This window comes from Tatumella ptyseos ATCC 33301 (assembly GCF_000735525.1).
In the GTDB taxonomy this organism is placed as follows: domain Bacteria; phylum Pseudomonadota; class Gammaproteobacteria; order Enterobacterales; family Enterobacteriaceae; genus Tatumella; species Tatumella ptyseos.
This window is the reverse complement of the sequence record NZ_JMPR01000012.1, coordinates 1-24124: the sequence shown is the minus strand read 5'-3', so window position 1 is coordinate 24124 and position 24124 is coordinate 1. Positions and strand designations below refer to the sequence as shown.

At 52.5% G+C, this 24124-nt stretch carries 21 protein-coding genes, 1 tRNA gene and 1 riboswitch; of the genes, 9 read left to right on the top strand and 13 right to left on the bottom strand.

The features are described from left to right. Positions 1–52: 52 nt before the first annotated feature. The 4 genes from GTPT_RS03435 to mntP all read right to left on the bottom strand — a co-directional run bounded on the left by GTPT_RS03435 (position 53) and on the right by mntP (position 3976). Positions 53–556 carry a TIGR00645 family protein gene (locus GTPT_RS03435; protein ID WP_025904070.1) on the bottom strand — a complete coding sequence of 168 codons (504 nt, stop codon included), beginning with the start codon at positions 554–556 and terminating at the stop codon, positions 53–55. Between the two features lie 110 nt (positions 557–666). Further along, a complete protein-coding gene (locus GTPT_RS03430; RefSeq protein ID WP_029991286.1) occupies positions 667–2499 on the bottom strand; it encodes an ABC transporter ATP-binding protein in 1833 nt (610 codons plus the stop codon). A 238-nt stretch (positions 2500–2737) separates the two neighbouring features. After that, positions 2738–3115: a fluoride efflux transporter CrcB gene (gene crcB, locus GTPT_RS03425; RefSeq protein ID WP_029991287.1), complete on the bottom strand. Its 378-nt coding sequence runs from the start codon at positions 3113–3115 to the stop codon at positions 2738–2740. A gap of 88 nt (positions 3116–3203) precedes the next feature. Then, positions 3204–3281, bottom strand: a riboswitch (Fluoride riboswitch). Between the two features lie 122 nt (positions 3282–3403). Next, positions 3404–3976, bottom strand: a complete 573-nt coding sequence (mntP, locus tag GTPT_RS03420; protein WP_025904067.1) for a manganese efflux pump MntP — start codon at positions 3974–3976, stop codon at positions 3404–3406. A 365-nt stretch (positions 3977–4341) separates the two neighbouring features. Between mntP and GTPT_RS03415 the strand changes: the two genes are divergently transcribed. From GTPT_RS03415 to GTPT_RS03390, 6 genes are all read left to right on the top strand, one after another. After that, positions 4342–4584 (top strand): DUF1158 family protein, encoded by a 243-nt coding sequence (locus tag GTPT_RS03415; protein WP_025904066.1) that lies wholly within the window; start codon positions 4342–4344, stop codon positions 4582–4584. A gap of 452 nt (positions 4585–5036) precedes the next feature. Continuing rightward, on the top strand, positions 5037–6680 hold the full coding sequence (gene mqo / locus GTPT_RS03410; protein WP_025904065.1) for a malate dehydrogenase (quinone): 1644 nt from the start codon (positions 5037–5039) through the stop codon (positions 6678–6680). Between the two features lie 427 nt (positions 6681–7107). Then, the gene (locus GTPT_RS03405) at positions 7108–7962 is read left to right on the top strand and encodes a PhzF family phenazine biosynthesis protein (RefSeq protein ID WP_029991288.1); all 855 of its coding nucleotides are present in this window, start codon (positions 7108–7110) and stop codon (positions 7960–7962) included. Between the two features lie 104 nt (positions 7963–8066). Then, a complete protein-coding gene (gene yhjD, locus GTPT_RS03400) occupies positions 8067–9107 on the top strand; it encodes an inner membrane protein YhjD (protein WP_025904063.1) in 1041 nt (346 codons plus the stop codon). A 258-nt stretch (positions 9108–9365) separates the two neighbouring features. Next, positions 9366–10700: an MFS transporter gene (locus GTPT_RS03395; RefSeq protein ID WP_025904062.1), complete on the top strand. Its 1335-nt coding sequence runs from the start codon at positions 9366–9368 to the stop codon at positions 10698–10700. A 146-nt stretch (positions 10701–10846) separates the two neighbouring features. Then, complete coding sequence (locus GTPT_RS03390; protein ID WP_029991290.1) at positions 10847–11467, top strand: LysE family translocator; 621 nt, start codon at positions 10847–10849, stop codon at positions 11465–11467. A 130-nt stretch (positions 11468–11597) separates the two neighbouring features. Here GTPT_RS03390 and ilvC read toward each other — a convergent pair whose 3' ends face one another. Then, the gene (gene ilvC, locus GTPT_RS03385) at positions 11598–13076 is read right to left on the bottom strand and encodes a ketol-acid reductoisomerase (protein ID WP_029991291.1); all 1479 of its coding nucleotides are present in this window, start codon (positions 13074–13076) and stop codon (positions 11598–11600) included. Between the two features lie 164 nt (positions 13077–13240). Between ilvC and ilvY the strand changes: the two genes are divergently transcribed. After that, positions 13241–14122: an HTH-type transcriptional activator IlvY gene (gene ilvY, locus GTPT_RS03380; protein ID WP_025904059.1), complete on the top strand. Its 882-nt coding sequence runs from the start codon at positions 13241–13243 to the stop codon at positions 14120–14122. Here the strand turns inward: ilvY and ilvA are convergent. The 6 genes from ilvA to ilvL all read right to left on the bottom strand — a co-directional run bounded on the left by ilvA (position 14117) and on the right by ilvL (position 20689). After that, on the bottom strand, positions 14117–15670 hold the full coding sequence (gene ilvA / locus GTPT_RS03375) for a threonine ammonia-lyase, biosynthetic (protein ID WP_025904058.1): 1554 nt from the start codon (positions 15668–15670) through the stop codon (positions 14117–14119). The two genes, ilvY and ilvA, sit on opposite strands and share 6 nt — an antisense overlap. Positions 15671–15675: 5 nt before the next feature. After that, entirely contained in the window at positions 15676–17526 is a 1851-nt protein-coding gene (ilvD, locus tag GTPT_RS03370; protein ID WP_029991292.1) for a dihydroxy-acid dehydratase, read from the bottom strand. 63 nt (positions 17527–17589) lie between these two features. After that, the gene (gene ilvE / locus GTPT_RS03365) at positions 17590–18522 is read right to left on the bottom strand and encodes a branched-chain-amino-acid transaminase (RefSeq protein WP_025904056.1); all 933 of its coding nucleotides are present in this window, start codon (positions 18520–18522) and stop codon (positions 17590–17592) included. Positions 18523–18566: 44 nt separating this feature from the next. Next, the gene (gene ilvM / locus GTPT_RS03360) at positions 18567–18797 is read right to left on the bottom strand and encodes an acetolactate synthase 2 small subunit (RefSeq protein WP_029991294.1); all 231 of its coding nucleotides are present in this window, start codon (positions 18795–18797) and stop codon (positions 18567–18569) included. Next, positions 18794–20440 carry an acetolactate synthase 2 catalytic subunit gene (ilvG, locus tag GTPT_RS03355; RefSeq protein WP_025904055.1) on the bottom strand — a complete coding sequence of 549 codons (1647 nt, stop codon included), beginning with the start codon at positions 20438–20440 and terminating at the stop codon, positions 18794–18796. The genes ilvM and ilvG overlap by 4 nt, the downstream gene beginning before the upstream one ends. Positions 20441–20590: 150 nt before the next feature. After that, positions 20591–20689: an ilv operon leader peptide gene (gene ilvL / locus GTPT_RS16905; RefSeq protein WP_071780145.1), complete on the bottom strand. Its 99-nt coding sequence runs from the start codon at positions 20687–20689 to the stop codon at positions 20591–20593. A 326-nt stretch (positions 20690–21015) separates the two neighbouring features. Between ilvL and GTPT_RS03350 the strand changes: the two genes are divergently transcribed. Continuing rightward, entirely contained in the window at positions 21016–22527 is a 1512-nt protein-coding gene (locus tag GTPT_RS03350; protein ID WP_029991295.1) for a YifB family Mg chelatase-like AAA ATPase, read from the top strand. Between the two features lie 86 nt (positions 22528–22613). Here the strand turns inward: GTPT_RS03350 and GTPT_RS03345 are convergent, their stop codons facing one another. Further along, a complete protein-coding gene (locus GTPT_RS03345; protein WP_025904053.1) occupies positions 22614–22952 on the bottom strand; it encodes a MaoP family protein in 339 nt (112 codons plus the stop codon). A 121-nt stretch (positions 22953–23073) separates the two neighbouring features. On the opposite strand from GTPT_RS03345, the gene hdfR reads away from it, so the two are divergent. Next, entirely contained in the window at positions 23074–23898 is an 825-nt protein-coding gene (gene hdfR / locus GTPT_RS03340; protein ID WP_025904052.1) for an HTH-type transcriptional regulator HdfR, read from the top strand. A gap of 144 nt (positions 23899–24042) precedes the next feature. Here hdfR and GTPT_RS03335 read toward each other — a convergent pair. Next, positions 24043–24118 (bottom strand) — tRNA-Trp (locus GTPT_RS03335). Between the last annotated feature and the right edge of the window lie 6 nt (positions 24119–24124).

The following is a 24124-nucleotide window of genomic DNA, read 5'->3' as shown; positions in this document are numbered from 1 at the left end:
CGGCCCCGCCATTACTGACGGGGCCGTTTTTTTATCTGGCAGGGAGTCAGGATCAATGTCCCCCTTTCGCCTGCCGTGACATCTTATCCAGATAGCCCATAACAAAGGCAGACAACACGAAGGTCAGATGCAGCAGGATGTACCAGAGCACTTTGCTGTTATCGATGGTTCTCATTTCCATAAAAACCCGTAACAGATGTATCGAGGAGATCGCCACAATGGAGGCGGCCACTTTATTTTTCAGCGAGCCGGAATCCATTTTCCCCAGCCAGTTCAGCTTTTCTTTATGCTCATCAATATCCAGTGCCGAAATAAAATTTTCGTACCCGGACAGCATGACCATGATCAGTAATCCGCCCACCAGGGACATATCCACCAGCGACAGCAGCAGCAGGATCAGCTCATTTTCGCTGACAGACAGAATGTGTGGCAGCACATGAAAAATCTCCTGAAAGAACTTAATGGTCAGTGCCAGTAATCCCAGAGAGAGACCAAAATAAACCGGAGCCAGTAGCCAGCGAGTGGCATACATCAGATTTTCAGTAAAACGTTCCATAACAACCCGGAAATAATGAATAATAAAATCAGTATACCTGACAGGATCTCTGCTCCGAAGCCCCGCTATCACTTTATCTGCAGTCACGGGGCCGGAGAACACCGGACGGGTCAGTCTGCGCCGACAAATCCTCCGGTCTGACGCTGCCAGAGCCGGGCGTAGACTTCCCCTGCCGCCAGAAGTTGCTGATGGTTTCCTGTTTCCACAATCCTGCCATGCTCTAACACAATTAAACGGTCCATCCGTGCAATGGTCGACAGACGATGTGCAATCGCAATCACGGTTTTCCCGTCCATCAGAGACTCCAGACTTTCCTGGATAGCGGCTTCCACCTCGGAATCGAGGGCGGAAGTGGCCTCATCCATCACCAGGATAGGGGCGTTTTTCAGCAAAACCCTCGCGATAGCAATACGCTGACGCTGTCCGCCGGAGAGTTTGACGCCACGTTCACCGACGTGTGCATCCAGGCCATAACGGCCCTGGGCATCCGAGAGTTGCGGAATAAATTCTGCTGCACGGGCTCCGTGCAGCGCTGCCTCAATCTCTGCGTCGGTAGCCCCGGGGCATCCGTAGCGTAAATTATCCCGTATCGAACGGTGCAGAAGCGAGGTATCCTGGGTGATCATCCCTATCTGGCTACGCAGACTTTCCTGAGTGACATCGGCAATATTTTGCCCGTCGATAGATATCGCACCGTCATTCAGGTCATACATTCTTAGCAGCAAATTGACCAGCGTTGACTTACCGGCACCTGAAGCCCCTATCAGACCGATTTTCTCCCCGGGCCGTAGCGTCAGATCGATATCCGAGAGGATCGGCCGGCCATGCCCATAGCGAAAAGAAACATGGTCGAAACGGATCTCTCCCCGGGTGACGGCCAGCGCCGGAGCGCCGGGTTTGTCCTGCACACTCAGCGGCTGAGAAATCGTCGCCATCCCATCCTGCACCATACCAATGTTGGCAAAAATACCGTTCACCACCCACATGATCCAGCCGGACATATTGACCAGGCGGATCACCAGCCCTGTCGCCAGAGCAATGGCGCCGACGGAAATCAGCGACTGACTCCATAACCAGAGAGCCAGCCCGGTCGTGCTCACGATTAACGCGCCGTTCAGGGTCGAAAGGGTCACATCCATCGCGGTGATCATCCGTCCCGCCAACTGCGTGGTTTCCGTCTGTTCGAGGATAGCCTCACGGGCATTTTTCTGTTCTAAGTCACTGTGGGCAAAAAGTTTCAGGGTCGAGATATTGGTATATCCGTCAACAATGAAGCCCATCAGTTTCGACCGGGCCTCCGAGGACACCACGGAGCGTTGCTTGACCCGCGGGACAAAAAAGACCAGACAGGCCACATACACTACCAGCCAGAGGATCAGGGGGATCATCAGCTTCCAGTCGGCCTCGGCAAACAGCACCAGCGCGGTAATCGCATAGATGGCCACATGCCAGATAGCATCCACCAGCTGAACCGCAGAGTCACATAATGAACTGCCGGTTTGCATAATGCGCTGCGCAATGCGTCCGGCAAAGTCATTCTGGAAAAACGTCAGACTTTGTCTCAGCACATAATTATGATGTTGCCAGCGTATCAGGCTGGTCAGACGGGGATTAATCGTTTGATGGATCAGCAGATCATGCAGTGCAATAAACACCGGACGGATGATCAGCGCCACCGCCCCCATCCAGCTCAGCAGTAGCCAGTGATCCCGGAAGACCGATGCCGGATGCGCACTGTCGACTAAGTCGATGATCTTACTCAGATAGCTGAACAGAGCGACCTCGATCAACGCACCGATCAGACCAACAACCAGTAATCCGGCAAAACAGGGCCATACCTGACGAAGATAATAGGCATAAAACCGGCCAGGTGTTTTCGGCGGGGCATCAGAAGGAGGGGCCCGGAAGATATCAATCAATCGCTCAAAACGTTCAGATAACATAACAATAGTGCCCGACGCTGGTTAATGAACCGATAGCTTAGTGCAAAACCTCCTATCCTTCAGCATTCTTCAGTCATCCCTGTTCAGTCAGCGCCTCACCCTGCTGCGTTTTGCCGGCGGGCACCGTGAACGGCGTCCGGTCACAGAAAGCCTGCCGGCAATAAAAACATGCCGGCAAGGGATAACGCTTCTGCCGGCCTCCGGTGATAGCGACGGGGTGTGCCCCGTTCCGGAAAAATTAACTGATGGCGGTTATCAGCGCAAAGCCGGCAAAGGTCATCAGCAATGTACCGAACAGATGCAGACAAGCGCTGGTCATTGCCCAAAGGTATTTTCCGGACTGCAGCATGACCATTAATTCTGCCGAAAAAGTCGAGAATGTGGTCAGCCCTCCGCACAGTCCGGTGGTTATTAAGAGTTTCCAGGCAGGGTCAAGCTGCGGATGCCGGGCAAACCAGGCCAGCGCTCCTCCGATAATCAATCCGCCCGCCAGATTGACCAGCAGGGTGCCGAGCGGTAAGCCGGTAAATAAAGGATTAAACCGGAGTGAACACCACCAGCGTAATAAGCAGCCAGCGCCGCCACCGATTAATACAGCCATGAAAGACTTCAACATATCAGATTCCTGAATATCATCACGCCGGAGAGAAAGGGGACAGGAAGCAGATACCTGACACACCAAAACCCCGGCAAGCGGGTTAAGTATTATGTCAGGCGTCATCAGCCATTCCATGAAACGGACTGGCGGTTGGTTGAGGTGGAACACCATCACCCCGTAACAACAGACTGCTGATCACCCGGGGAAGAACCCCCGGACCGTCGTTACATCAACAAGAATACCCCGGGAGGGATACTCAGACAAGACACGGGAGAACGATCCGCAAGATCACTCGCCCGCGATGTTTCAGTTCAGTAACCCTAAATGTTCGATCAGGATCGTGCATCCTATCCCTACCAGCACGACGCCTCCGAGGACTTCGGCCCATTTACCCAGTATCGGGCCAATAAAACGACCGACCATCACTCCCGTCGTTGCCATGATCGTCGTTGCTCCCCCGATAGCCAGCGCCGTCACCAGGATATTAACCTGTAAGAAAGCCAGACCAACGCCTACCGCCAGCGCATCCAGGCTGGTGGCGACGGCCGTCATCGCTAAGACCAGAAAACCATGCCGCTCCGGCGCAGTACACTCTTCCGCCGGACTATGACGTAAACCGCCAATGATCATCCTGCCGCCAAGAATAGCCAGCAGAATAAAAGCCACCCAGTGATCCCAGGCCATGACATACTTACTGGCTGCCAGACCAATACCCCAGCCAATCAATGGCGTCAGCATTTCCACGCCACCAAAAATAACTCCGGTACGTAAGGCTTCTTTAATACCTGGTTTTTTTAAGGTTGCCCCTTTCCCGAGGGCGGCTGCAAAAGCATCCATTGACATGCCAAAGGCAAGAATAATTGTTGTTATGACATCCATCAGGTTTCATCGCTCAGACTTGTCTCTCAGGACAATAAAGGGGGGCACGTTATTTCTGCTGCCATTCCGAATATGACGCAGTCTACCACGAAGCCATGAATTAAAAAAGACAATAAAATCATGGCGTTAGTTATAGCCAAGGCTATATCTCTTAACCCGGGCTAACTTTGCGCTAAGCTAATGGAAAATAAGGAACTCAGTACCGTATGGCAGTGCATGACACGGGAAACAGCGAGTGTCACAGGAACAGACCGCCCGCATCCGATTCAGCAGTTCTGCTTCCGGCCGCTTTGACCGGGAGATTGAAAGGCAGGGAGAATTCCCTGAGAATAGTGAATACTTCATTTTTCCGGATCACCTGCATCATGAAAAATCCGCTTGAAACATTACTGATCCCGGGCGGGATCTTATTACTCGGTTTCCTGTCTGCACTGTTATTGCCGGCACCCGCCTTCGGGATTGATCTCGCCAGAAAAATGATGTCCTTATTTCATATAATGGATTTAAATCAGCTGTATACCATCGTATTTTTTCTGTGGTTTCTTTTTCTGGGTGCCGTTGAATATTTTATTCTGCGCTTTTTATGGCGTCGCATTAATCCGCAGTAAACCGCTCACCGGCCCCCCGGCGTCGCCCCGTGCGCCCGGCGAAGGCTGTCGGCCGGGGGGAACCGCAGAAACGGGCCGGATAAGGCAACCTCTGTTACCTGTAATGTATTTCAGAACACCTGCCGCAGCCCCTTTCCGCAAGCCAGGTCATTGCAGGAAAACATGCCCCGGAATATGACCACACTACCTGCCTGCTTATCTCTGTAATTAGCTGTCATCACCGGACTTTTTACTAAAATGACGGGGGTAAACAACTGTTTAATTCCGGGAAATAAATGTTATATTCAAAGGTAAAATATATAACGCGGCATTAACTCATACTTTTTTCTGTTTTGAGATTGCCGGATAACTTTTGGTCTTTCAGATAGGTGATAATCACCTGACCTGAAACCCATTATTTGCCCGTAAGCCTGTCAGTGGTCAATGCCGGACAGAAGAGGAGATGTGGCCTCATGTGTAGATCAACAATGAACCTTTCTCTTGCGATGAGTAGTATCGCAACGACAGAGCAAAAGGTTCAGCAGGGAAAAGACGTCGATGTACTTTTGATCGGCGCTGGTGTGATGAGTGCCACACTGGGAACTTTCCTTCAGGAGCTGGAACCCGAATGGACGCTGGAAATGGTGGAGCGTCTTTCCGGCGTGGCTGAAGAGTCATCCAACGGCTGGAATAACGCCGGAACCGGTCATTCCGCACTGGCAGAACTGAATTATACCCCGCAGAAAGCCGATGGCTCTGTTGATATCAGTAAAGCGGTCGCCATCAATGAATCTTTTCAGATTTCACGCCAGTTCTGGGCTTCTCAGGTTGAGCTCGGCCGACTGAATAATCCGGCATCCTTTATTAATACCACTCCCCACATGAGCTTTGTCTGGGGCGAGCAGAATGTCCGCTTTCTTCGCCAGCGTATTGATGCGCTGAAGAACAGTTCCCTGTTCCGTGGCATGGAATATTCTGAAGACCCGCAACAAATTGCCCGCTGGGTTCCTCTGCTAATGGAAGGACGTCAGCCAGGTACACCGATTGCCGCGACCCGTACCGAAATCGGTACCGATGTGAATTTCGGCGAAATTACCCGTCAGCTGATCCACGCCCTGCAGCAGAATGATAATTTCACGCTAAGAACCCGTCAGGAAGTCCGTGATCTCAAACGACGGAGTGACGGACGCTGGCAGGTGACGCTGCACTGTCTGACCACCAACACCTCAAGACAGCTGATTGCCGGCCACGTCTTTATCGGTGCCGGCGGTGCTGCGCTACCTTTACTGCAAAAAAGCGGGATCCCCGAAGCCCGTCGTTATGCAGGGTTCCCGGTAGGCGGTTCTTTTCTCGTGACTGAGAACCCGGAACTGGTCAGACAGCATCTGGCAAAAGTGTACGGTAAAGCCAGTGTCGGTGCGCCTCCGATGTCGGTGCCTCACGTTGATACCCGTATGCTGGACGGTAAACAGGTACTGCTATTTGGTCCGTTCGCGACGTTCTCGACCAAATTCCTCAAACAAGGGTCGTTGCTGGATATGTTTGGCTCCATGACCCCTGCCAATCTCCTGCCAATGATGCAGGTAGGCGGTAAGAACCTGAACCTTATCAAGTACCTGATTGGCCAGGTGCTGCAGAATGATAATGACCGTCTGAAAGCATTGCGGGAATATGTTCCCAACGCAAAAGCTGAAGACTGGCGCCTGGTGGTTGCCGGTCAGCGGGTACAAATTATCGAAAATGATCCGAAACAGGGCGGTGTTTTGCGTCTGGGAACAGAGATTGTGACGTCACAGGATGGTACGGTTTCAGCCCTGCTGGGCGCTTCGCCTGGCGCATCCACCGCTGCCAAAATCATGCTGGATCTGATGAAAAAAGTGTTCCCGGCACAGATGGAAACAGAGATATGGCAGCAGAAAATACGCCAGATGATCCCATCGTACGGTACTTCTCTGGAAGGCGATATCGAAGCCACTGAACGCGTACTCTCCTCCACCAGCCGTATTCTGGGGCTCAATTACTCCGCACCTGCCGGTTCTGCTGCAGAAGCAGAGGCTCCGGCCATTCCGGCGGCTAACGATGAGGGTCATACCACGGCAGATGTCGTGGGAAAGTGACTGAGTAGTGCTGTCTCACTTTCGACCTGTCAGCGGAAGTGAGGCAGTCAGCGCTTGCCTCTCTGAGCGTTAATTCACGGGGTTACCACCTGGCAGTGTTCTGCGGTAAAGGTAACCCTGTCATTCTTCTTTTCGCTCCCTGACCCGGTTCAATACGGTTAACGGCCTCTGGCTATCACATCTGTAACGCACCGATACCGGTCTTTCTTCGACGTCGGGGTGACGACTCACGGCAGCACGGGATCAATGTTCTCCGCCTGACGACCTGCTGCATTCTTTTCTGACAGTTCCGTTAACTCCATCTGTGGCATCTGCTTCATTCGCTTCGGTGATCCGGATAACCTTCTCTGATGACGGATAAAACAGAACCTTTCACGGCACAAGAGCTGGCACACTATTCTCCCGTCTGTTAATTAAGGAAATAGCCATGAGCCGCCAGGTTGTATTTAGTCAGGTCGATGTTTTCAGTTCCCTTCCGTTTCAGGGAAATCCGCTGGCGGTTGTTTTTGATGGCGGGGGACTGACTGACCGGCAGATGCTGGATATCACCCGCTGGATGAATCTGTCCGAAACCACCTTTGTCGTCCCCGCGAAGCAGCCCGGTGCGGATTATCATGTCAGAATTTTTACACCCGACGGAGAGCTCCCTTTCGCGGGCCACCCGACATTAGGGACCGCACATGCACTGCTGGAGCAGGGGCTGATTGAGGAAAAGCAGGGGAAAGTAATTCAGGAATGCGCCGCTGGGTTAATCACTGTTCGCCGTCAGAATGACCAGAATCTGGCATTCCTTGCACCGGAAACGGTGATCACCCCCTTCACTTCTCCGCTGACTGAAGCCCTGACCGGGCCGCTCACCGGAAAGCAATTGCAACCGGCCATCGGAGGCATCGGCAGCCGCTGGTTACTGCTCCCGGTTCCCGATGTCACCGGACTGCGCGCTCTGACACTGACGACTACGACTCTGGAAGCTCTGGAGCATGATGCTGGAGTCAAAGGTGTCGTTCTGTTTGCGCCCGTTAATGACGGCAGCGGTGATGATTATGAAGTCAGGGTGATATTTTCCCATAACAATACCCTGGTCGAAGACCCGGTGACGGGGAGTGCTAATGCCTGCCTGGCCTGGTACTTTGCCGGTTATGGTCAGACCCGAAATTACCGCGTCCGCCAGGGACTTTCCATCGGCCGTCACGGCTGCCTGGATATTCGTTTTGAACCGGACGGAATATGGGTCGGCGGCCATTCTTCCACGCGGATCCGCGGAAAAATCACGTTGCCGTAAGCCGGGTTTCCAGGGGATGGTCGCCGGTACAGTTCGTCGGAGAGCCAATTGCCCGCTATAATTAACCTGTTTTCTCAACTGGCTAGCAAAGGAGCGTCACTTTCATGACGGAAAAAATGCCTTCCGGCAACGAAAAAAAGCAGCAACCGGTACCGATGATTAATACCGGTAATCCTGCCGTCGATCGCTCAATTAACCGGGCTTCCAAAAGTATTAACTGGTTCAGTAATATCCCGGCGGTCGCACACTTTCTGCGGGCCATCGATCGCTTCAATGATCGCCTGGGAAGCCAGTTCGGTGCCGCCATTACCTATTTCTCTTTTTTGTCGTTAATTCCGATTCTTATGGTGTCCTTCGCCGCCGTCGGGTTTGTGCTGGCATCTAACCAGAACCTGCTTACCAGCCTGATTGATAAAATTGTGGGCAGTATCAGCGATCCCGGCCTGGCGGGCACCTTAAAAAACACGGTACAAACTGCCATTCAGCAACGTACTACGGTCGGGATCACCGGATTACTGCTGGCACTTTATTCGGGTATCAGTTGGGTAGGAAATTTGCGTGAAGCCATCCGCGCACAATCACGTGATGTCTGGGAGCGTAAATCTCATGACCAGGAGAAGATCTGGTTCAGATACGTGCGTGATTTTATTTCGCTCTCCGGCCTGATGCTGGCCTTAATTGTCTCCCTGTCATTAAACTCTATCGCCGGGTCGGCACAGACCGCCATCGTCAATGCCTTAGGGCTCGGTCATATTGACTGGCTGAGACCGGTGATGACTATTATTGCATTGCTGATTTCGGTATCTGCCAATTATCTGATTTTTCTGTGGATATTTTGGATCCTGCCGCGCCATCAGCCACCTAAAAAAGCCCTGTTCCGTGGCACTCTGCTGGCGGCTATCGGGTTTGAGGTCATTAAATTTATTATGACTATCATGCTGCCGAAAGTCGCTTCATCTCCATCCGGCGCAGCATTCGGTTCGGTGCTGGGCCTGATGGCATTTTTCTACTTCTTTGCCAGGCTGACGCTATTTTGTGCCGCATGGATAGCCACTGCGCAATATGAAGATCATGAGACATCCTCAGAAGAGACCGTTTCAGCTGCCGGATCATCACAAAATGTAAGCGAAAATGAATCCAGCTGAAAATATTGAATCGTGAATATTTTTTCTGCAAATCAGCCAGACAAAGTCATCCGGTGACTTTTTTTAGGCTGATTTGCAGTGATATCCTCTGAAAAACTTACCCCACCCTGCGGTCATGTTCCGGTAACCGGAACACAACACATATTATCCACTTTTATGCCTATAATCCGCGCTGTGACTGGGATGTTCAGCATTGCTGACCTGAAAACTGCTGCTAATATGGTTCGTCCATCGTTACAAAAATAAGAAACTATTATTATGCAAAACAGCAATACAGCACCCTGTCCTTCACCCGCAGAATCTCCCCCGATGAACTCCAGGGGAAAAGTGGTTATTGCTTCCCTGGTCGGAACTGCCATTGAATTCTTCGATTTCTATATTTATGCCACGGCCGCAGTCATTGTTTTTCCGCATATCTTCTTCCCGCAGGGAGATGCGACCGTTGCCACACTTCAGTCACTGGCTACCTTTGCGATCGCCTTCGTCGCACGTCCTATCGGCTCTGCTATTTTTGGCCATTTTGGTGACCGCATTGGTCGTAAAGCAACTCTGGTCGCCTCTTTGCTGACCATGGGCATTTCGACAGTGGCGATTGGCTTATTACCCGGCTACGCCACCATTGGTGTGGCGGCGCCGCTGTTACTGGCACTGGCCCGTTTCGGTCAGGGGCTCGGACTGGGCGGTGAATGGGGTGGTGCTGCATTACTGGCGACAGAAAACGCCCCTGCGAAAAAACGTGCACTCTATGGTTCATTCCCGCAACTGGGCGCACCTATTGGCTTTTTCTTTGCCAACGGTACCTTCTTACTCCTTTCCTGGCTGCTGGATGATCAGCAGTTTATGAGCTGGGGCTGGCGTGTACCTTTCATTCTGTCGGCGATCCTCGTGATTATCGGGCTGTACGTCAGGGTTTCATTACATGAGAGCCCGGTATTTGCCAAAGTCAAAAAAGAGAAAAAACAGGTCAAAGTCCCTATCGGTACGCTGCTAACTCAGTATCCCGGCGCGACATTGCTCGGCACCTTTATTATGCTCGCCACCTACACCCTGTTTTATATTATGACGGTCTATGCCATGAGTTACGGCACGACACCGGCCCCGGCAGGCTTAGGATTCCCCCGTTCCAGCTTCCTCTGGATGCTGATGGTAGCGGTAATTGGTTTCGGTATAACGATCCCGATCGCAGGTGTGCTGGCTGACCGCTTTGGTCGTCGCAGTACGATGATAGTGATCACCTTACTGATTATCGCGTTTGCCTTTATCTTCCCGCACATGCTGGGTTCAGGCTCACCGTGGCTGGTCATGCTTTTCCTGCTGACCGGGTTAAGCATTATGGGGCTGACATTCGGCCCTATGGGCGCATTATTACCCGAGCTTTTCCCGACAGAAGTCCGGTACACCGGAGCGTCGTTCTCCTATAACCTGTCCTCAATTCTTGGCGCTTCTGTGGCACCTTATATTGCGACCTGGCTGAATACTCACTACGGATTATCCGCCGTCGGGTTCTATCTGGCCGCCATGGCGACTCTGACGTTACTGGCATTATTGCTGAGTAAAGAAACCCGTCACCAGACACTGTTCGAAGCCTCCTGATCGGCATTATGGCGTCCCCGAAGTGTCGGGGGCGTCACCTTCATCCGCATCCCCCTCTGTCACTTGCTCCTCTGGATCAGGCTGTTTCTGTGCCGGCAATTTGTTATAACACTGTTTAATAAAAACGATTCTGCGGGAGAGTAACGATGTCGATAACAGAAAGTCTTATTGCTTATATGCTGGCGGCCGGCCTGCTGACCCTGACACCCGGTCTGGATACGGCTTTAGTTCTGCGGACGGCTACGGTGGAGGGTCGTAAACAGGCCCTTCAGGCGGCTGCCGGAATCAACCTCGGATGCCTTCTGTGGGGAGTCGCTGTCGCCTGCGGTCTGGGAGCATTAATTGCCGTCTCTGAACTGGCTTACGATCTGCTGAAATACTGTGGAGCCGCTTATCTTTGCTGGCTGGGAATTGGCATGTTACTCCACCCGCGCAAAGGAATGGCTACCTCTGAGAGTACCGGTAACCGGCAGACCAACTGGCTGCTGAAAGGTATGACGGGGAATATGCTGAATCCGAAAGTCGGTATATTTTATGTCTCCTTTTTGCCGCAGTTTATCCCTCAGGGACATTCCTTATTTTTCTGGACATTGGGACTGGTCGGCATCCATATGCTACTGGGGATCACCTGGCTAATGACTCTGATTGCGGCGACCCGTCCACTGAGTCGTTTTTTCCATCGTCCGCGGGTGGTTGCCACCATGGATCGGCTCACCGGCATCGTACTCCTCTCTTTTGCGGCCAGACTGGCTTTCAGCAAACGCTGAGTATCCGCAAAAAAATAAACCGGCATCGCCGGTTTTTTTGCGCCAGCGGATAATCCGGACGCCATAAGAAATCACCATAAAAAAACCCCGGCGGTGCCGGGGTGTATTTTATACCGCGAGCTGTGTCCGGTTAACCGGCAACGGCGATACGTTTCATATCGGTCATATAGCCACGTAACTTACTACCGACTTTCTCGATAGGATGCTGACGGATCGCTTCATTCACATCACGCAGTTGCGCATTATCTACGGTATTCCCGCTCAGTGTTTTCTGACCTAAATCGCCGGTCTGCAGTTGTGCCATAAAGTCTTTCAGCAACGGCACGGCTGCGAAGGAGAACAGATAGTTACCGTATTCTGCCGTATCTGAAATAACGACGTTCATTTCGTACAGACGCTTACGGGCAATGGTGTTGGCAATCAGTGGCAGTTCATGCAGAGACTCATAGTAGGCAGACTCTTCAATAATGCCGGCCGCCACCATGGTTTCGAAGGCCAGTTCAACACCTGCTTTGACCATGGCGATCATCACAACACCCTGGTCGTAGTAATCCTGTTCGCCAATCTTACCTTCAAACTGTGGTGCGGTTTCGAATGCCGTTTTTCCGGTCTCTTCACGCCAGGTCAGCAGATCTTTATCATCGTTTGCCCAGTCAGCCATCATACCGGCAGAGAAATCCCCGGAGATAATGTCATCCATATGTTTGCAGAACAGAGGTGCCATGATCTCTTTCAGTTGCTCAGACAGGGCATAGGCTCGCAGTTTCGCCGGGTTGGACAGACGGTCCATCATCAGTGTGATACCGCCGAACTTCAGCGATTCGGTAATGGTTTCCCAGCCGAACTGGATCAGTTTTTCTGCATAAGCAGGGTCGGCACCTTCAGCCACCAGCTTATCGAAGCACAGTAATGAACCTGCCTGTAACATACCGCACAGAATAGTCTGCTCACCCATCAGGTCTGATTTTACTTCCGCAACAAAAGAAGATTCCAGAACACCGGCACGGTGGCCCCCGGTCGCAGCGGCCCAGGCTTTAGCGATAGCCAGACCTTCACCCTTCGGGTCGTTTTCCGGGTGAACCGCGATAAGCGTCGGCACACCGAAACCACGTTTGTATTCTTCACGAACTTCCGTTCCCGGACATTTCGGCGCGACCATCACAACGGTGATGTCTTTACGGATAGTCTCACCGACTTCAACGATATTGAAACCATGGGAGTAGCCCAGAGTCGCGCCATCTTTCATCAGAGGCTGAACCGCCTGTACGACGGCAGAGTGCTGTTTGTCCGGCGTCAGGTTGATCACCAGATCGGCCTGAGGGATCAGCTCTTCGTAAGTCCCGACCTTAAAACCGTTGTCGGTCGCTTTACGCCATGAAGCGCGTTTCTCTGCAATCGCTTCTGCACGCAGTGCATAAGCAACATCCAGACCGGAATCACGCATATTCAGGCCCTGGTTAAGACCCTGAGCACCACAACCAACAATCACGACTTTTTTGCCTTTCAGGACGCTTGCCCCGTCGGTAAATTCTTCACGCGACATGAAACGACATTTACCTAATTGCGCTAACTGATTGCGCAGGTTCAGTGTGTTGAAATAGTTAGCCATGGATGCTCCATTGATTCGTTGTGTTTGTATTTATCAGTTTTTCAGTCACAGTCTTTGCTGTCCTGAGAATGACTTCATCATATGTCATGAATTCCATTGCTTAAATTGATATATTAACAACACCACGTTGCAATATATGCAACAACCTTTCTGATGAGGCTGCTATGGACTTACGTGACCTGAAACTCTTTCTTCATCTGGCCGAAAGTTGTCATTTCGGACAGACCGCGAGGGCGATGCATGTCAGCCCGTCGACGCTATCACGCCAGATCCAGCGACTGGAAGAAGAGACCGGACATCCCCTTTTCTTCCGCGATAATCGTTCCGTCACACTGACCGCTGCCGGGGAAAACTTTACCCTGTTTGCCAGACAAACCCTGCTGCATTACCAGCAACTGCGACACACGATGGACCTGAACAGTCCGTCACTCAGTGGAGAACTGCATCTGTTCTGCTCTGTCACGGCGGCCTATAGCCACCTGCCTCCGGTCCTGGACCGGTTTCGCGCCGAACACCCGCAGGTGGAAATTAAGCTCTCGACCGGAGACCCGTCGGATGCCGTACAGAAAGTCAGTTCAGGAGAGGCGGATATTTCTATTGCCGGTAAGCCGGAGTCGCTGCCTTCCGGCGTGGCATTCACGCCGGTGGACTTTCTGCCCCTGGCATTGATAGCACCGGCACTCCCTTGTCCGGTCAGAGTGCAAATCAGCGAGGAAGACCCGGACTGGAGCCAGGTTCCGTTTATTTTTCCTGAGCAGGGTCCGGTCAGACGCAGTATCGACCAGTGGCTGAAACGCCGTAAAATCACGGCCCCGGTCATCTATGCGACCGTTTCAGGGCATGAAGCCATGGTATCTATGGTGGCTTTAGGCTGCGGAATTGCGCTGCTGCCGGACGTGGTACTGGAAAACAGTCCCGAACCGGTCAGAAACAGGGTGATGAAAATCGCCCGAACAGACCTGGGAGCGCCGCTGGAACTGGGCGTCTGCGTGCAAAAAAAGCGGCTCGCCGAGCCGCTGATTAATGCTTTCTGGAGCCTGTTATAAGGCTTGTCCGGCCAGGAAAAACCGGAATGCCGGATTATCACTTTCATCATGAAAGTCATAACCGAGCGCCTGCACATGCTCAGCGAAACGGGGTTCGTTATCGCTGAGTTCAAAGGCAGCCAGTACCCGGCCATAATCCGTACCGTGGCTGCGGTAGTGGAATAGCGAGATATTCCAGTGGGTACCCAGTGTCTGCAGGAATTTCAGCAGTGCCCCGGGAGATTCAGGGAACTCAAAGCTGAACAACCGTTCTTTCAGCGGTTTCCCCGGGCGGCCGCCGACCATATAGCGAAGGTGGAGTTTTGCCATTTCGTCATCAGACAGATCGACCACCTGATAACCCTTGTCTGTCAGTTCCCTGACAATCTCTGTACGCTCCGCAATGCCCCGTGACAGACGAACACCGACAAAAATACAGGCATTCCGATCATCGGCATACCGGTAGTTAAACTCAGTGACGGCACGGCCACCCAGCACCTGACAAAAGTTCAGGAAACTGCCCTTCTCTTCCGGGATGGTGACTGCCAGCAAGGCTTCGCGCTGTTCACCCAGCTCACACCGTTCTGAAACATAGCGAAGACCGTGGAAATTCACGTTGGCCCCGGAAAGAACATGGGCCAGGCGTTCATCACGGATCTCATGCTGTTGGATATATTTCTTCATGCCTGCCAGCGCCAGTGCCCCGGAAGGCTCGGCAATCGCACGCACATCTTCGAAAATATCTTTCATTGCAGCACAGATGGCATCACTGTCCACGGTGATAATATCGTCCAGATATTCCCGACACACACGGAACGTTTCATCGCCAATGCGCCGGACCGCAACACCTTCCGCAAACAGACCGACGCGGGAAAGTTCAACCGGCTCACCGGCATCCAGCGCAGCTTTCAGGCAGGCTGAATCTTCCGCTTCAACCGCGATCACCTTAATTTCCGGCATCAGCTGTTTAATTAATACAGCCACGCCCGCCGCCAGTCCGCCCCCCCCGACCGGCACAAAAATCCGGTCGATATGGGCATCCTGCTGTAATAATTCCAGCGCCAGCGTACCCTGCCCGGCAATCACCGCCGGATGGTCAAAAGGAGGCACAAAGGTATAACCATGCTGTTCGGAGAGCTCAATCGCTTTTGCTTTTGCCTCATCGAAGTTTGCCCCGTGGAGCAGAGCCTCGCCGCCAAAAGCACGGACCGCTTCTACTTTAATATCCGCCGTGGCCACCGGCATGACGATCAGTGAGCGGATCCCGAGCCGGGTCGCCGAAAGCGCGACGCCCTGGGCATGGTTTCCGGCCGATGCCGTGACCACGCCCCGGGCGCGTTGTTCTTCATTCAGTCCGGCTATCATCGAGTAAGCGCCGCGCAGCTTAAAGCTGTGTACCGGCTGACGGTCTTCCCGCTTCACGACAATGGTGTTGCCCAGCCGCGCAGAAAGTTTTTCCATCTTCTGCAATGGCGTCACCTGCGTGACTTCATAGACCGGTGAACGCAGTACCGCATGAAGGTACTCCGCGCCCGTAGGCGCGGAAGAAAGAGGTTTGGAAACAGCCATGTCCGTTACCCCCCGAGTTTACTCTTATCACGCACTGCGCCTTTATCCGCACTGGTCGCCAGTGAAGCATAAGCCCGCAGAGCAAAGGAGACTTCACGCTGACGCGATTTCGGCGTATAGGCTGCAGTACCGCGAGCTTCTTCAGCCTCACGGCGCGCCTGCAGTTCCGCCTCATCGACTTCCAGACTGATATGACGACCCGGGATATCAATGTCGATAATATCGCCATCGTTGACCAGAGCGATGATACCGCCATTAGCCGCTTCCGGAGAGGCATGACCGATAGACAAGCCGGAGGTTCCGCCGGAGAAACGCCCGTCGGTGATCAGTGCACAACTTTTACCCAGCCCCATTGATTTCAGGTAGGTCGTCGGATACAGCATTTCCTGCATCCCTGGTCCGCCTTTCGGACCTTCGTAGCGGATCACCACCACATCACCGGCCACGACTTTCCCGCCGAGAATAGCCTCAACCGCGGCATCCTGGCTTTCGTAGACTTTTGCCGGACCGCGGAAGGTCAGGCTGCCTTCATCAACCCCGGCGGTTTTTACAATACAGCCATCGACGGCAATATTACCGTGAAGCACCGCCAGACCGCCGTCCTGAGAATACGCATGTTCGCGGGCACGGATACAACCGTGTTCACGGTCATTATCCAGCGTATCCCAGCGACAATTTTGTGAGAAGGCTTTGGTGGTACGGATACCGGCAGGGCCTGCACGGTACATCTCTTTAACGGCCTCATCATCGGTCAGCATGATGTCGTACTGTTTAAGCGCCTCACCGAGGGTTGTACCCAGAATATTCGGCACAGAGGTATCCAGCAGACCGGCACGCGCCAGTTCCCCCAGGATCCCTATCACGCCGCCCGCACGGTGGACGTCTTCCATATGATATTTTTGGGTGCTCGGGGCCACTTTACACAGGTGAGGCACCTGACGTGACAGGCGATCGATATCTGAAATATCAAAATCAATCTCGCCTTCCTGAGCGGCTGCCAGCAGGTGTAAGACGGTATTGGTTGAACCGCCCATGGCGATATCCAGCGTCATCGCATTCTCAAACGCGGCTTTGCTGGCGATATTACGGGGCAGTACAGAAGCGTCATCCTGCTCGTAGTAGCGCTTGGTCAGCCCGACGATACGCTTACCGGCATTAATAAATAACTGCTCACGATCGGCGTGTGTTGCCAGCAGGGAGCCATTACCCGGCTGGGACAATCCTAATGCTTCGGTGAGACAGTTCATAGAATTGGCGGTAAACATACCGGAGCAGGAGCCACAGGTCGGACACGCTGAACGCTCGATCTGCTCACTGTCGGCATCACTGACATTCGGGTTCGCCCCCTGGATCATCGCATCAACCAGATCCAGCTTAATCAGCTGATCGGACAGTTTGGTTTTACCGGCTTCCATCGGGCCACCGGAGACAAAAATGACCGGGATATTCAGGCGCAACGATGCCATTAACATCCCCGGAGTGATTTTATCGCAGTTTGAGATGCAGACCATGGCATCGGCACAATGTGCATTCACCATATATTCCACGGAATCTGCAATCAGTTCACGGGACGGCAGTGAATACAACATTCCGCCATGGCCCATCGCGATACCGTCATCCACGGCAATGGTATTAAATTCTTTCGCGACGCCGCCGGAGGCTTCAATCTGCTCCGCAACCAGTTTCCCCAAATCACGTAAATGCACATGACCCGGCACGAACTGCGTAAAGGAGTTAACGACGGCAATGATGGGTTTTCCGAAATCATCATCCGTCATTCCGGTTGCGCGCCACAGCGCGCGGGCTCCCGCCATATTACGGCCATGGGTGGTGGTGGCGGAACGATACTTAGGCATGCTCTGTTTACTCCAGTCTGTAAAAAAATCGCGGACCCTGTTGAAGCCCGCGTTATTCAATCGTTATTGCGGGTTAACCGGATCCAGCCAGCCCCATTTATCTTCAGTTTCACCCGTAAACAGACCAAAGAATGCCTGTTGAATACGCTTAGTGACCGGGCCACAACGGCCTTCACCCACCTGGATACCATCAACACTACGTACCGGGGTAATCTCAGCGGCGGTCCCTGACATAAAGACTTCATCCGCCAGATACAGTGACTCACGGGACAGTGCCTGCTCACGGACTTCAATACCCAGCTCTTTTGCCAGTTTAATAATGGCATCGCGGGTGATCCCCGGCAACGCTGACGAAGTGAATGGCGGAGTGAACAGAATACCGTCTTTGACTTCAAACAGGTTTTCACCGGCACCTTCAGACAGGTAACCATTCACATCCAGCGCAATCCCTTCCTGATAACCATGACGGCGGGCTTCGCTGCCGACTAACAGAGATGAAAGGTAGTTTCCGCCGGCTTTCGCGCCGGTCGGGATAGTATTCGCCGCCACACGGTTCCAGGAAGAGACCATCGCGTCGATACCTTGTTCAAGCGCTTCCGCACCCAGATAAGCCCCCCACGGGAAGGCGGCGATAATCACATCGGTACTGTAACCTTCAGGAGGGTTGACCCCTAGCCCGACATCACCCACAAAGACCAGCGGACGGATATAGGCACTTTTCAGGTTATTCACCCGTAAGACTTCTCGGCAGGCTTCCATCAGTTCATCAACACTCTGAGAGACCGGGAAACGATAGATTTTGGCAGAGTCACGCAGACGTTGCATATGCTCACGATGACGGAAGACCACAGGGCCTTTATGAGAATCATAGCAACGTACACCTTCAAAGACAGACGTACCATAGTGCAACGCATGTGACATCACGCTGACCTTCGCGTCTTCCCATTTCACCATTTTCCCGTTGAACCAGATAAACTCTGCTTTTGTCGTGCTCATATTGATGTCCTTTGTACCCTTGGGTGGATTTGTTGTGTTATTCGTTATTTAACCTGAACGCTGGTGACGTCCATAAGTTTTGTAAGTTGTACTGACAGTAACTCAACTGAACGCAGGCTGCTTACTGTCATTTCGATACTGATAGCGTCAGCCTCTGCCGGCTGTCCCATCGTCATCGCATTAACCCGGAAACCACGATGACGCACAACACGCAGAATACGCTCTAAAATTTCAGGCCGGTAGTGCGCGTTTACAGATAACTGATACTGATTCATGCCGTTTCCTCCATCATCTGAGTGTTGCTGGCACCCGGTGGCACCAGTGGCCAGACATTCTCACCCTCATCGATAACGACATGCAGGAAGTAAGAACCTTCAGAGGTCAGCAGGGTATCCAGTGCGGCATCTATCTGATCCTTCCGGCTGATTTTCTGCCCCGGAATATCAAACGCACTGGCGATCGTCAGGAAATCCGGATTGTCTGTCAGACAGGTTTCGCTATAACGCTCTTCAAAGAAAAGCTGCTGCCACTGGCGAACCATTCCCAGACGCTGGTTATCCAGCAGCAGGATTTTGACCGGCAGCTGACGGCGCTTAATGGTTCCCAGCTCCTGAATATTCATCATGATAGAGCCATCACCGGAGACACAGATAACGGTATCCTGCGGGCAGGCCACCTGAGCCCCGATGGCGGCCGGTAAGCCAAACCCCATGGTACCGAGACCACTTGAGGTAATAAAACGATCCGGAGCATCAAAAGACATATGCTGTGCTGTCCACATCTGATGCTGGCCAACGTCAGTCGTAATAATCGTTTGTACGGTTTTTTTATCTGACAGAGCTTTCAGGAGTGCGGGGGCATAAATGGGGTCACCGGGGTGGTCATATCGGCTGGCATAATCCCGCTTCATTGCGGTAACCGAACTGCACCAGGCGGAGATATTCAGTGGCTGACTCAGGGCCGGTAACAACTGGTTCAGATCCCCCTGCAAAGAAACATGGGCACGTCGCAACTTGTTCAGTTCTGCCGGGTCGATATCCAGATGGATCACTGCGGCTTCCGGCGCAAAGGTATCCAGCTTACCGGTAACACGATCATCAAACCGGGCACCGACCGCTATCAGCAGATCACACTGCTGAACCGCCAGGTTGGCCATTTTGCTACCGTGCATGCCCAGCATGCCCAGGTAGGTTTCGTTATCCGCATTAACACATCCCAGCCCCTTCAGTGTACATACCGAAGGTGCACCGGTCGCAGACAGAAATTCCCGCAGGGCCGGAACGGCACCGGCAATGCCGACACCGCCACCGATATAAACCACTGGCTTACGGGCGGCTGCCAGTAAACGGCGGGCTTCCTGCATCTCGTTTTCGGCGAACGCGGGAATGTCATCCATACTGGCAGTGACATCAGTAAAATCTGCCGCGCCCAACTGAATATCTTTAGGGATATCGACCAGCACCGGACCGGGACGGCCGGACTGAGCGATAGCAAAGGCTTCCGCCAGAATGCCGGGTAACTCTTCTGCGGACTGCACCATAAAACTATGCTTGGTACAGGCCAGGGATAATCCGAGAACATCAATTTCCTGAAAAGCATCGGTACCGATAACGGCAGTTGAAACCTGCCCTGTAATGGCGACCACCGGGACCGAGTCCATCATTGCATCAGCCAGTCCGGTGATCAGGTTCGTCGCTCCCGGACCGGAGGTTGCAATACACACTCCGGTTTTGTTGGTGGCACGGGCATAGCCAATGGCGGCCATGACGGCACCTTGTTCATGACGGCACAGCAAATGCTCTACGCCGCCGTCATAGAGTGCATCGTAGACTGGCATAATCGCCCCGCCCGGATATCCAAAAACGGTCTGAACCCCTTGTGCCCTTAAAGCCTGAACTACCCACTGTGCTCCGGTCATCGCTATTCACCTGTCTTTTGCCGGGAGAGACAGAACGTTATGCTGCCATTCATGTTCCACTCCACATTAAAATGCTACAAGGCCTGAACACCAAAAAAAAACCCCCGGACCTGTCGGTGCGGGGGTTCTCTTTCGATTAAGGCTTGATTTCTAAGCCTTTCTTTCTCCGAGTGCAGCCCCGCACGATGGTAGAATAATCACCACCACGCTAATCACGACCAGGCTAATCACTCGGAGAAGGGCTTTCATAATCAGTTCAACATTCGCTTAATTCGATATAGTGCTTAAAGAGTTACCATAGGATGACGAAAGATGACAACCCCTTTTTTTATTAATTTCCCGGGACTGTGAGCCATTTCCTTCTAAATCACTGATAAGTATTAGTTATATAAAAATCACTAATGCTTTAATTTTTTCTCCGAAAAATGGTTTCACCGCAGAGACTCATCACAAAATTCGGGCAATTCATGTCATTGCCATCACTATGAACAGGAGGGATCCCATAAAATCATCCTCCGGCCGGCGAGCAGGACAGGCGCAATATTTTATACTGGATGATATTTCAGGGAGAGAATATGTCATTAGCCAGAGTGATGACCCGTGCAATTATCGGTCTGGATGCCCCGCTGGTCACTGTAGAAGTCCATTTGAGTAACGGACTCCCCTCCCTGGTCATGGTCGGGCTACCGGAAGCAACCGTTAAAGAATCGCGGGAACGGGTGCGCAGTGCCATTATCAATAGCGGCTTTCGTTTTCCTGTCCGCCGGATCACGGTCAGCCTGGCCCCGGCAGATATGCCAAAACAAGGGGGGCGTTACGATCTGCCGATTGCGATAGCTATCCTTGCCGCTTCCGGACAAATTCCTCCGGAATCCCTGACCACCACGGAGTTTTCCGGGGAACTGGCCTTAACCGGCGGGCTACGGGCAATCAGGGGCGCGATCCCGGCCGTGGTTGCTGCATGTCATGCAAAGAGAAACCTGATCCTTTCCGGTGATAACGAAACAGAAGCCGGTTTAGTCAGAGAAGCGGTCACATTCGTTGCAGACAGTCTGCTGGAGGTTTGTCATTTTCTGCACGGGAAAACGCAGCTGCGGCAAGCCACCTATACAGGCAGTTACGAAGCAGGAAGCTACCCGGATTTGCAGGAGATTATTGGCCAGCAGCAGGCCAGGCGCGCATTAGAGATCACTGCTGCCGGTGGCCATAATTTACTCCTCATAGGCCCGCCAGGTACCGGTAAAACGATGCTCGCGGCCCGGCTGCCCGGTATATTGCCCCCGCTGACCGAGCAGGAGGCTCTGGAGTGTACGGCACTCAATAGCCTCTGCCAGGATATCCCGGCCACTGCCTTGTGTTATGAGCGTCCTTTCCGGGCACCTCACCACAGTGCATCCGTGTATGCTCTGGTCGGTGGGGGTGCCCTGCCACGGCCGGGTGAAATCTCTCTGGCACATAACGGGGTGCTCTTTCTGGATGAATTGCCTGAGTTTGAGCGCAAAACACTGGACGCGCTCCGGCAGCCGCTGGAAGCCGGTAAAATTGCGCTCTCCAGAGCACAGGCTAAAATTACCTATCCTGCACGTTTTCAGTTAATTGCAGCCATGAATCCTGGCCCCACAGGGGACTATCAGGGCATACATATGCGTCAGTCCGCAAACCAGGTACTGCATTACCTCAATCGCCTCTCCGGGCCCTTTCTGGACCGCTTTGATTTATCTGTTGAAGTCCCCTTACTTCCTCCCGGCATGTTAAGTGAGCCCACCTCTCCGGGGGAGACAACAGAACAGGTCAGAAAACGTGTGATCAGAGCCCGGGAATATCAGCTCAACCGATCAGGCAGAATCAATGCTCTGATGACGCACAAAGATATCAGCCAGTGGTGCCGGATAAGCCCACAGGATGCACGATGGCTGGAGCAGGTATTACAAAAACTCGGGCTCTCTGTACGGGCATGGCAACGGATATTAAAAGTCGCCAGAACGCTGGCTGATATGACAGAGACGACAGCTATCGGGCGGGAACATTTACAGGAAGCCATCAGCTACAGGGCGATGGAGAACGTGTTGCGTTATCTTCAGCAATAAAGGGGACAGGGGGGTACTGGTGTCACTTAATGGCAGGGAGTAAGGAGTCATGTCAGGATCAAAAAAAGGGCCGAAGCCCTTTTTTATTAATCATCACTATCGCTGAAATCTTCAACCGTATCCATCTGCGGTTTACCGCCGGAAAGTGTATGGAAACGTTTCGGACGCTTAATTCTGCTCATATATTTTGACCAGACGCGTTCTGCTTCCGTTTCCGGCTCTTTCAGGCCGCGGCAGACTTCAACAAATTTAATCTCTTCTTCCGTAACAGGCTCACGCTTCGCCAGATCCAGTTCATTAAAAGCAGAACCATGACGTTCAAGTAACTGAGCTTCCTTGATGGTAAAATCACCGTGGCGTGAAAACCCTCGCGGGTAGTGCTTATTATCAAAAAAGCGATTTGTGGTGGTAAAACTATCCGACATTTTACACGCTCCTAACTCTTTAATGGTCGTGTGATTTATGGCGCGGAGTATTCGATAGGCTTGACAAAGTGTAAAACAAAAGATTTTAATCGTATTGATTAAAATATTTGGAGATGATGTTATGGATACAGAATTGCTGAAAACTTTCCTGGAAGTCAGCAGAACACGCCATTTCGGGAGAGCTGCAGAAGCATTATACCTGACCCAGTCTGCGGTGAGTTTTCGCATTCGTCAGCTGGAAAATCAACTGGGTGTCAGTTTGTTTACCCGCCATCGAAATAACATCCGGCTGACTTCTGCAGGTGAACGATTATTACCCTATGCCGAAACGCTGATGAGTACCTGGCTTATCGCGAAGAAAGAGGTTTCGCTCTCTCAGCAGCAGCATGAACTGACGATTGGGGCCAGTACAGCGCTCTGGGAGGCCTACCTGACGCCCTGGCTTAAAACGCTCTATCAGACGCGTGAAAATCTTCATATTGAAGCCAGGGTTGCCCAGCGACATCTGCTGGTGAAACAGATCCATGAACGTCAGCTGGATGTACTGATCACCACAGAAGCGCCGAAGATGGATGAACTGTTAAGTCAGCAGATCGGTCATATCTCCCTGGCACTGTTTCGATCCCGCCAGTCTGACAAAAAAGAGCGATATCAGTATATCAAACTGGAATGGGGCGCGGACTTCCATCAGCATGAACTTTACTTATCCGGCAGCGATGATTCACCGATACTGACGACAACTTCGGCACATATCGCACGTGACCTGCTGCATACCACGGAAGCCTGTGCATTTTTACCGGAGTACTGGCAGACAATATATAAAGATCTGGTTCCGGTCGCCGATACTGCCACGGTAATTCGCCCGCTATATGCGGTGTGGCTACAGAACAGCGATCAACAGGCCGCGCTAAAACAGCTTCTGAAAGTACCGGTCGGCTCACATTGATCATGAATACAGGGTTTGACGGAAAAATTTGAGGGTCAGGCCGGAAAATTGCCGGTCTGGCGGGGAAGATTTCGACAGAAATGGACTGACAGGGGTGTTTTTCAGGCAAAAAAAAATCCTTTGCAAAGCAAAGGATGATTTTTCTGGCAGGGGCGGAGGGACTCGAACCCCCAACACCCGGTTTTGGAGACCGGTGCTCTACCAATTGAACTACGCCCCTAAATAG

What these genes read in the sequence shown, in the direction of transcription:
- ilvG (WP_025904055.1), bottom strand. Translation starts at nt 20,440, where the DNA reads ATGACCGGAGCACAGTGGGTAGTTCAGGCTTTAAGGGCACAAGGGGTT.
- GTPT_RS03430 (WP_029991286.1), bottom strand. Translation starts at nt 2,499, where the DNA reads ATGTTATCTGAACGTTTTGAGCGATTGATTGATATCTTCCGGGCCCCT.
- GTPT_RS03435 (WP_025904070.1), bottom strand. Translation starts at nt 556, where the DNA reads ATGGAACGTTTTACTGAAAATCTGATGTATGCCACTCGCTGGCTACTG.
- GTPT_RS03390 (WP_029991290.1), top strand. Translation starts at nt 10,847, where the DNA reads ATGTCGATAACAGAAAGTCTTATTGCTTATATGCTGGCGGCCGGCCTG.
- ilvY (WP_025904059.1), top strand. Translation starts at nt 13,241, where the DNA reads ATGGACTTACGTGACCTGAAACTCTTTCTTCATCTGGCCGAAAGTTGT.
- ilvL (WP_071780145.1), bottom strand. Translation starts at nt 20,689, where the DNA reads ATGAAAGCCCTTCTCCGAGTGATTAGCCTGGTCGTGATTAGCGTGGTG.
- ilvM (WP_029991294.1), bottom strand. Translation starts at nt 18,797, where the DNA reads ATGAATCAGTATCAGTTATCTGTAAACGCGCACTACCGGCCTGAAATT.
- hdfR (WP_025904052.1), top strand. Translation starts at nt 23,074, where the DNA reads ATGGATACAGAATTGCTGAAAACTTTCCTGGAAGTCAGCAGAACACGC.
- GTPT_RS03415 (WP_025904066.1), top strand. Translation starts at nt 4,342, where the DNA reads ATGAAAAATCCGCTTGAAACATTACTGATCCCGGGCGGGATCTTATTA.
- GTPT_RS03345 (WP_025904053.1), bottom strand. Translation starts at nt 22,952, where the DNA reads ATGTCGGATAGTTTTACCACCACAAATCGCTTTTTTGATAATAAGCAC.
- GTPT_RS03405 (WP_029991288.1), top strand. Translation starts at nt 7,108, where the DNA reads ATGAGCCGCCAGGTTGTATTTAGTCAGGTCGATGTTTTCAGTTCCCTT.
- mqo (WP_025904065.1), top strand. Translation starts at nt 5,037, where the DNA reads ATGTGTAGATCAACAATGAACCTTTCTCTTGCGATGAGTAGTATCGCA.
- yhjD (WP_025904063.1), top strand. Translation starts at nt 8,067, where the DNA reads ATGACGGAAAAAATGCCTTCCGGCAACGAAAAAAAGCAGCAACCGGTA.
- GTPT_RS03350 (WP_029991295.1), top strand. Translation starts at nt 21,016, where the DNA reads ATGTCATTAGCCAGAGTGATGACCCGTGCAATTATCGGTCTGGATGCC.
- ilvC (WP_029991291.1), bottom strand. Translation starts at nt 13,076, where the DNA reads ATGGCTAACTATTTCAACACACTGAACCTGCGCAATCAGTTAGCGCAA.
- ilvD (WP_029991292.1), bottom strand. Translation starts at nt 17,526, where the DNA reads ATGCCTAAGTATCGTTCCGCCACCACCACCCATGGCCGTAATATGGCG.
- crcB (WP_029991287.1), bottom strand. Translation starts at nt 3,115, where the DNA reads ATGTTGAAGTCTTTCATGGCTGTATTAATCGGTGGCGGCGCTGGCTGC.
- GTPT_RS03395 (WP_025904062.1), top strand. Translation starts at nt 9,366, where the DNA reads ATGCAAAACAGCAATACAGCACCCTGTCCTTCACCCGCAGAATCTCCC.
- ilvE (WP_025904056.1), bottom strand. Translation starts at nt 18,522, where the DNA reads ATGAGCACGACAAAAGCAGAGTTTATCTGGTTCAACGGGAAAATGGTG.
- ilvA (WP_025904058.1), bottom strand. Translation starts at nt 15,670, where the DNA reads ATGGCTGTTTCCAAACCTCTTTCTTCCGCGCCTACGGGCGCGGAGTAC.
- mntP (WP_025904067.1), bottom strand. Translation starts at nt 3,976, where the DNA reads ATGGATGTCATAACAACAATTATTCTTGCCTTTGGCATGTCAATGGAT.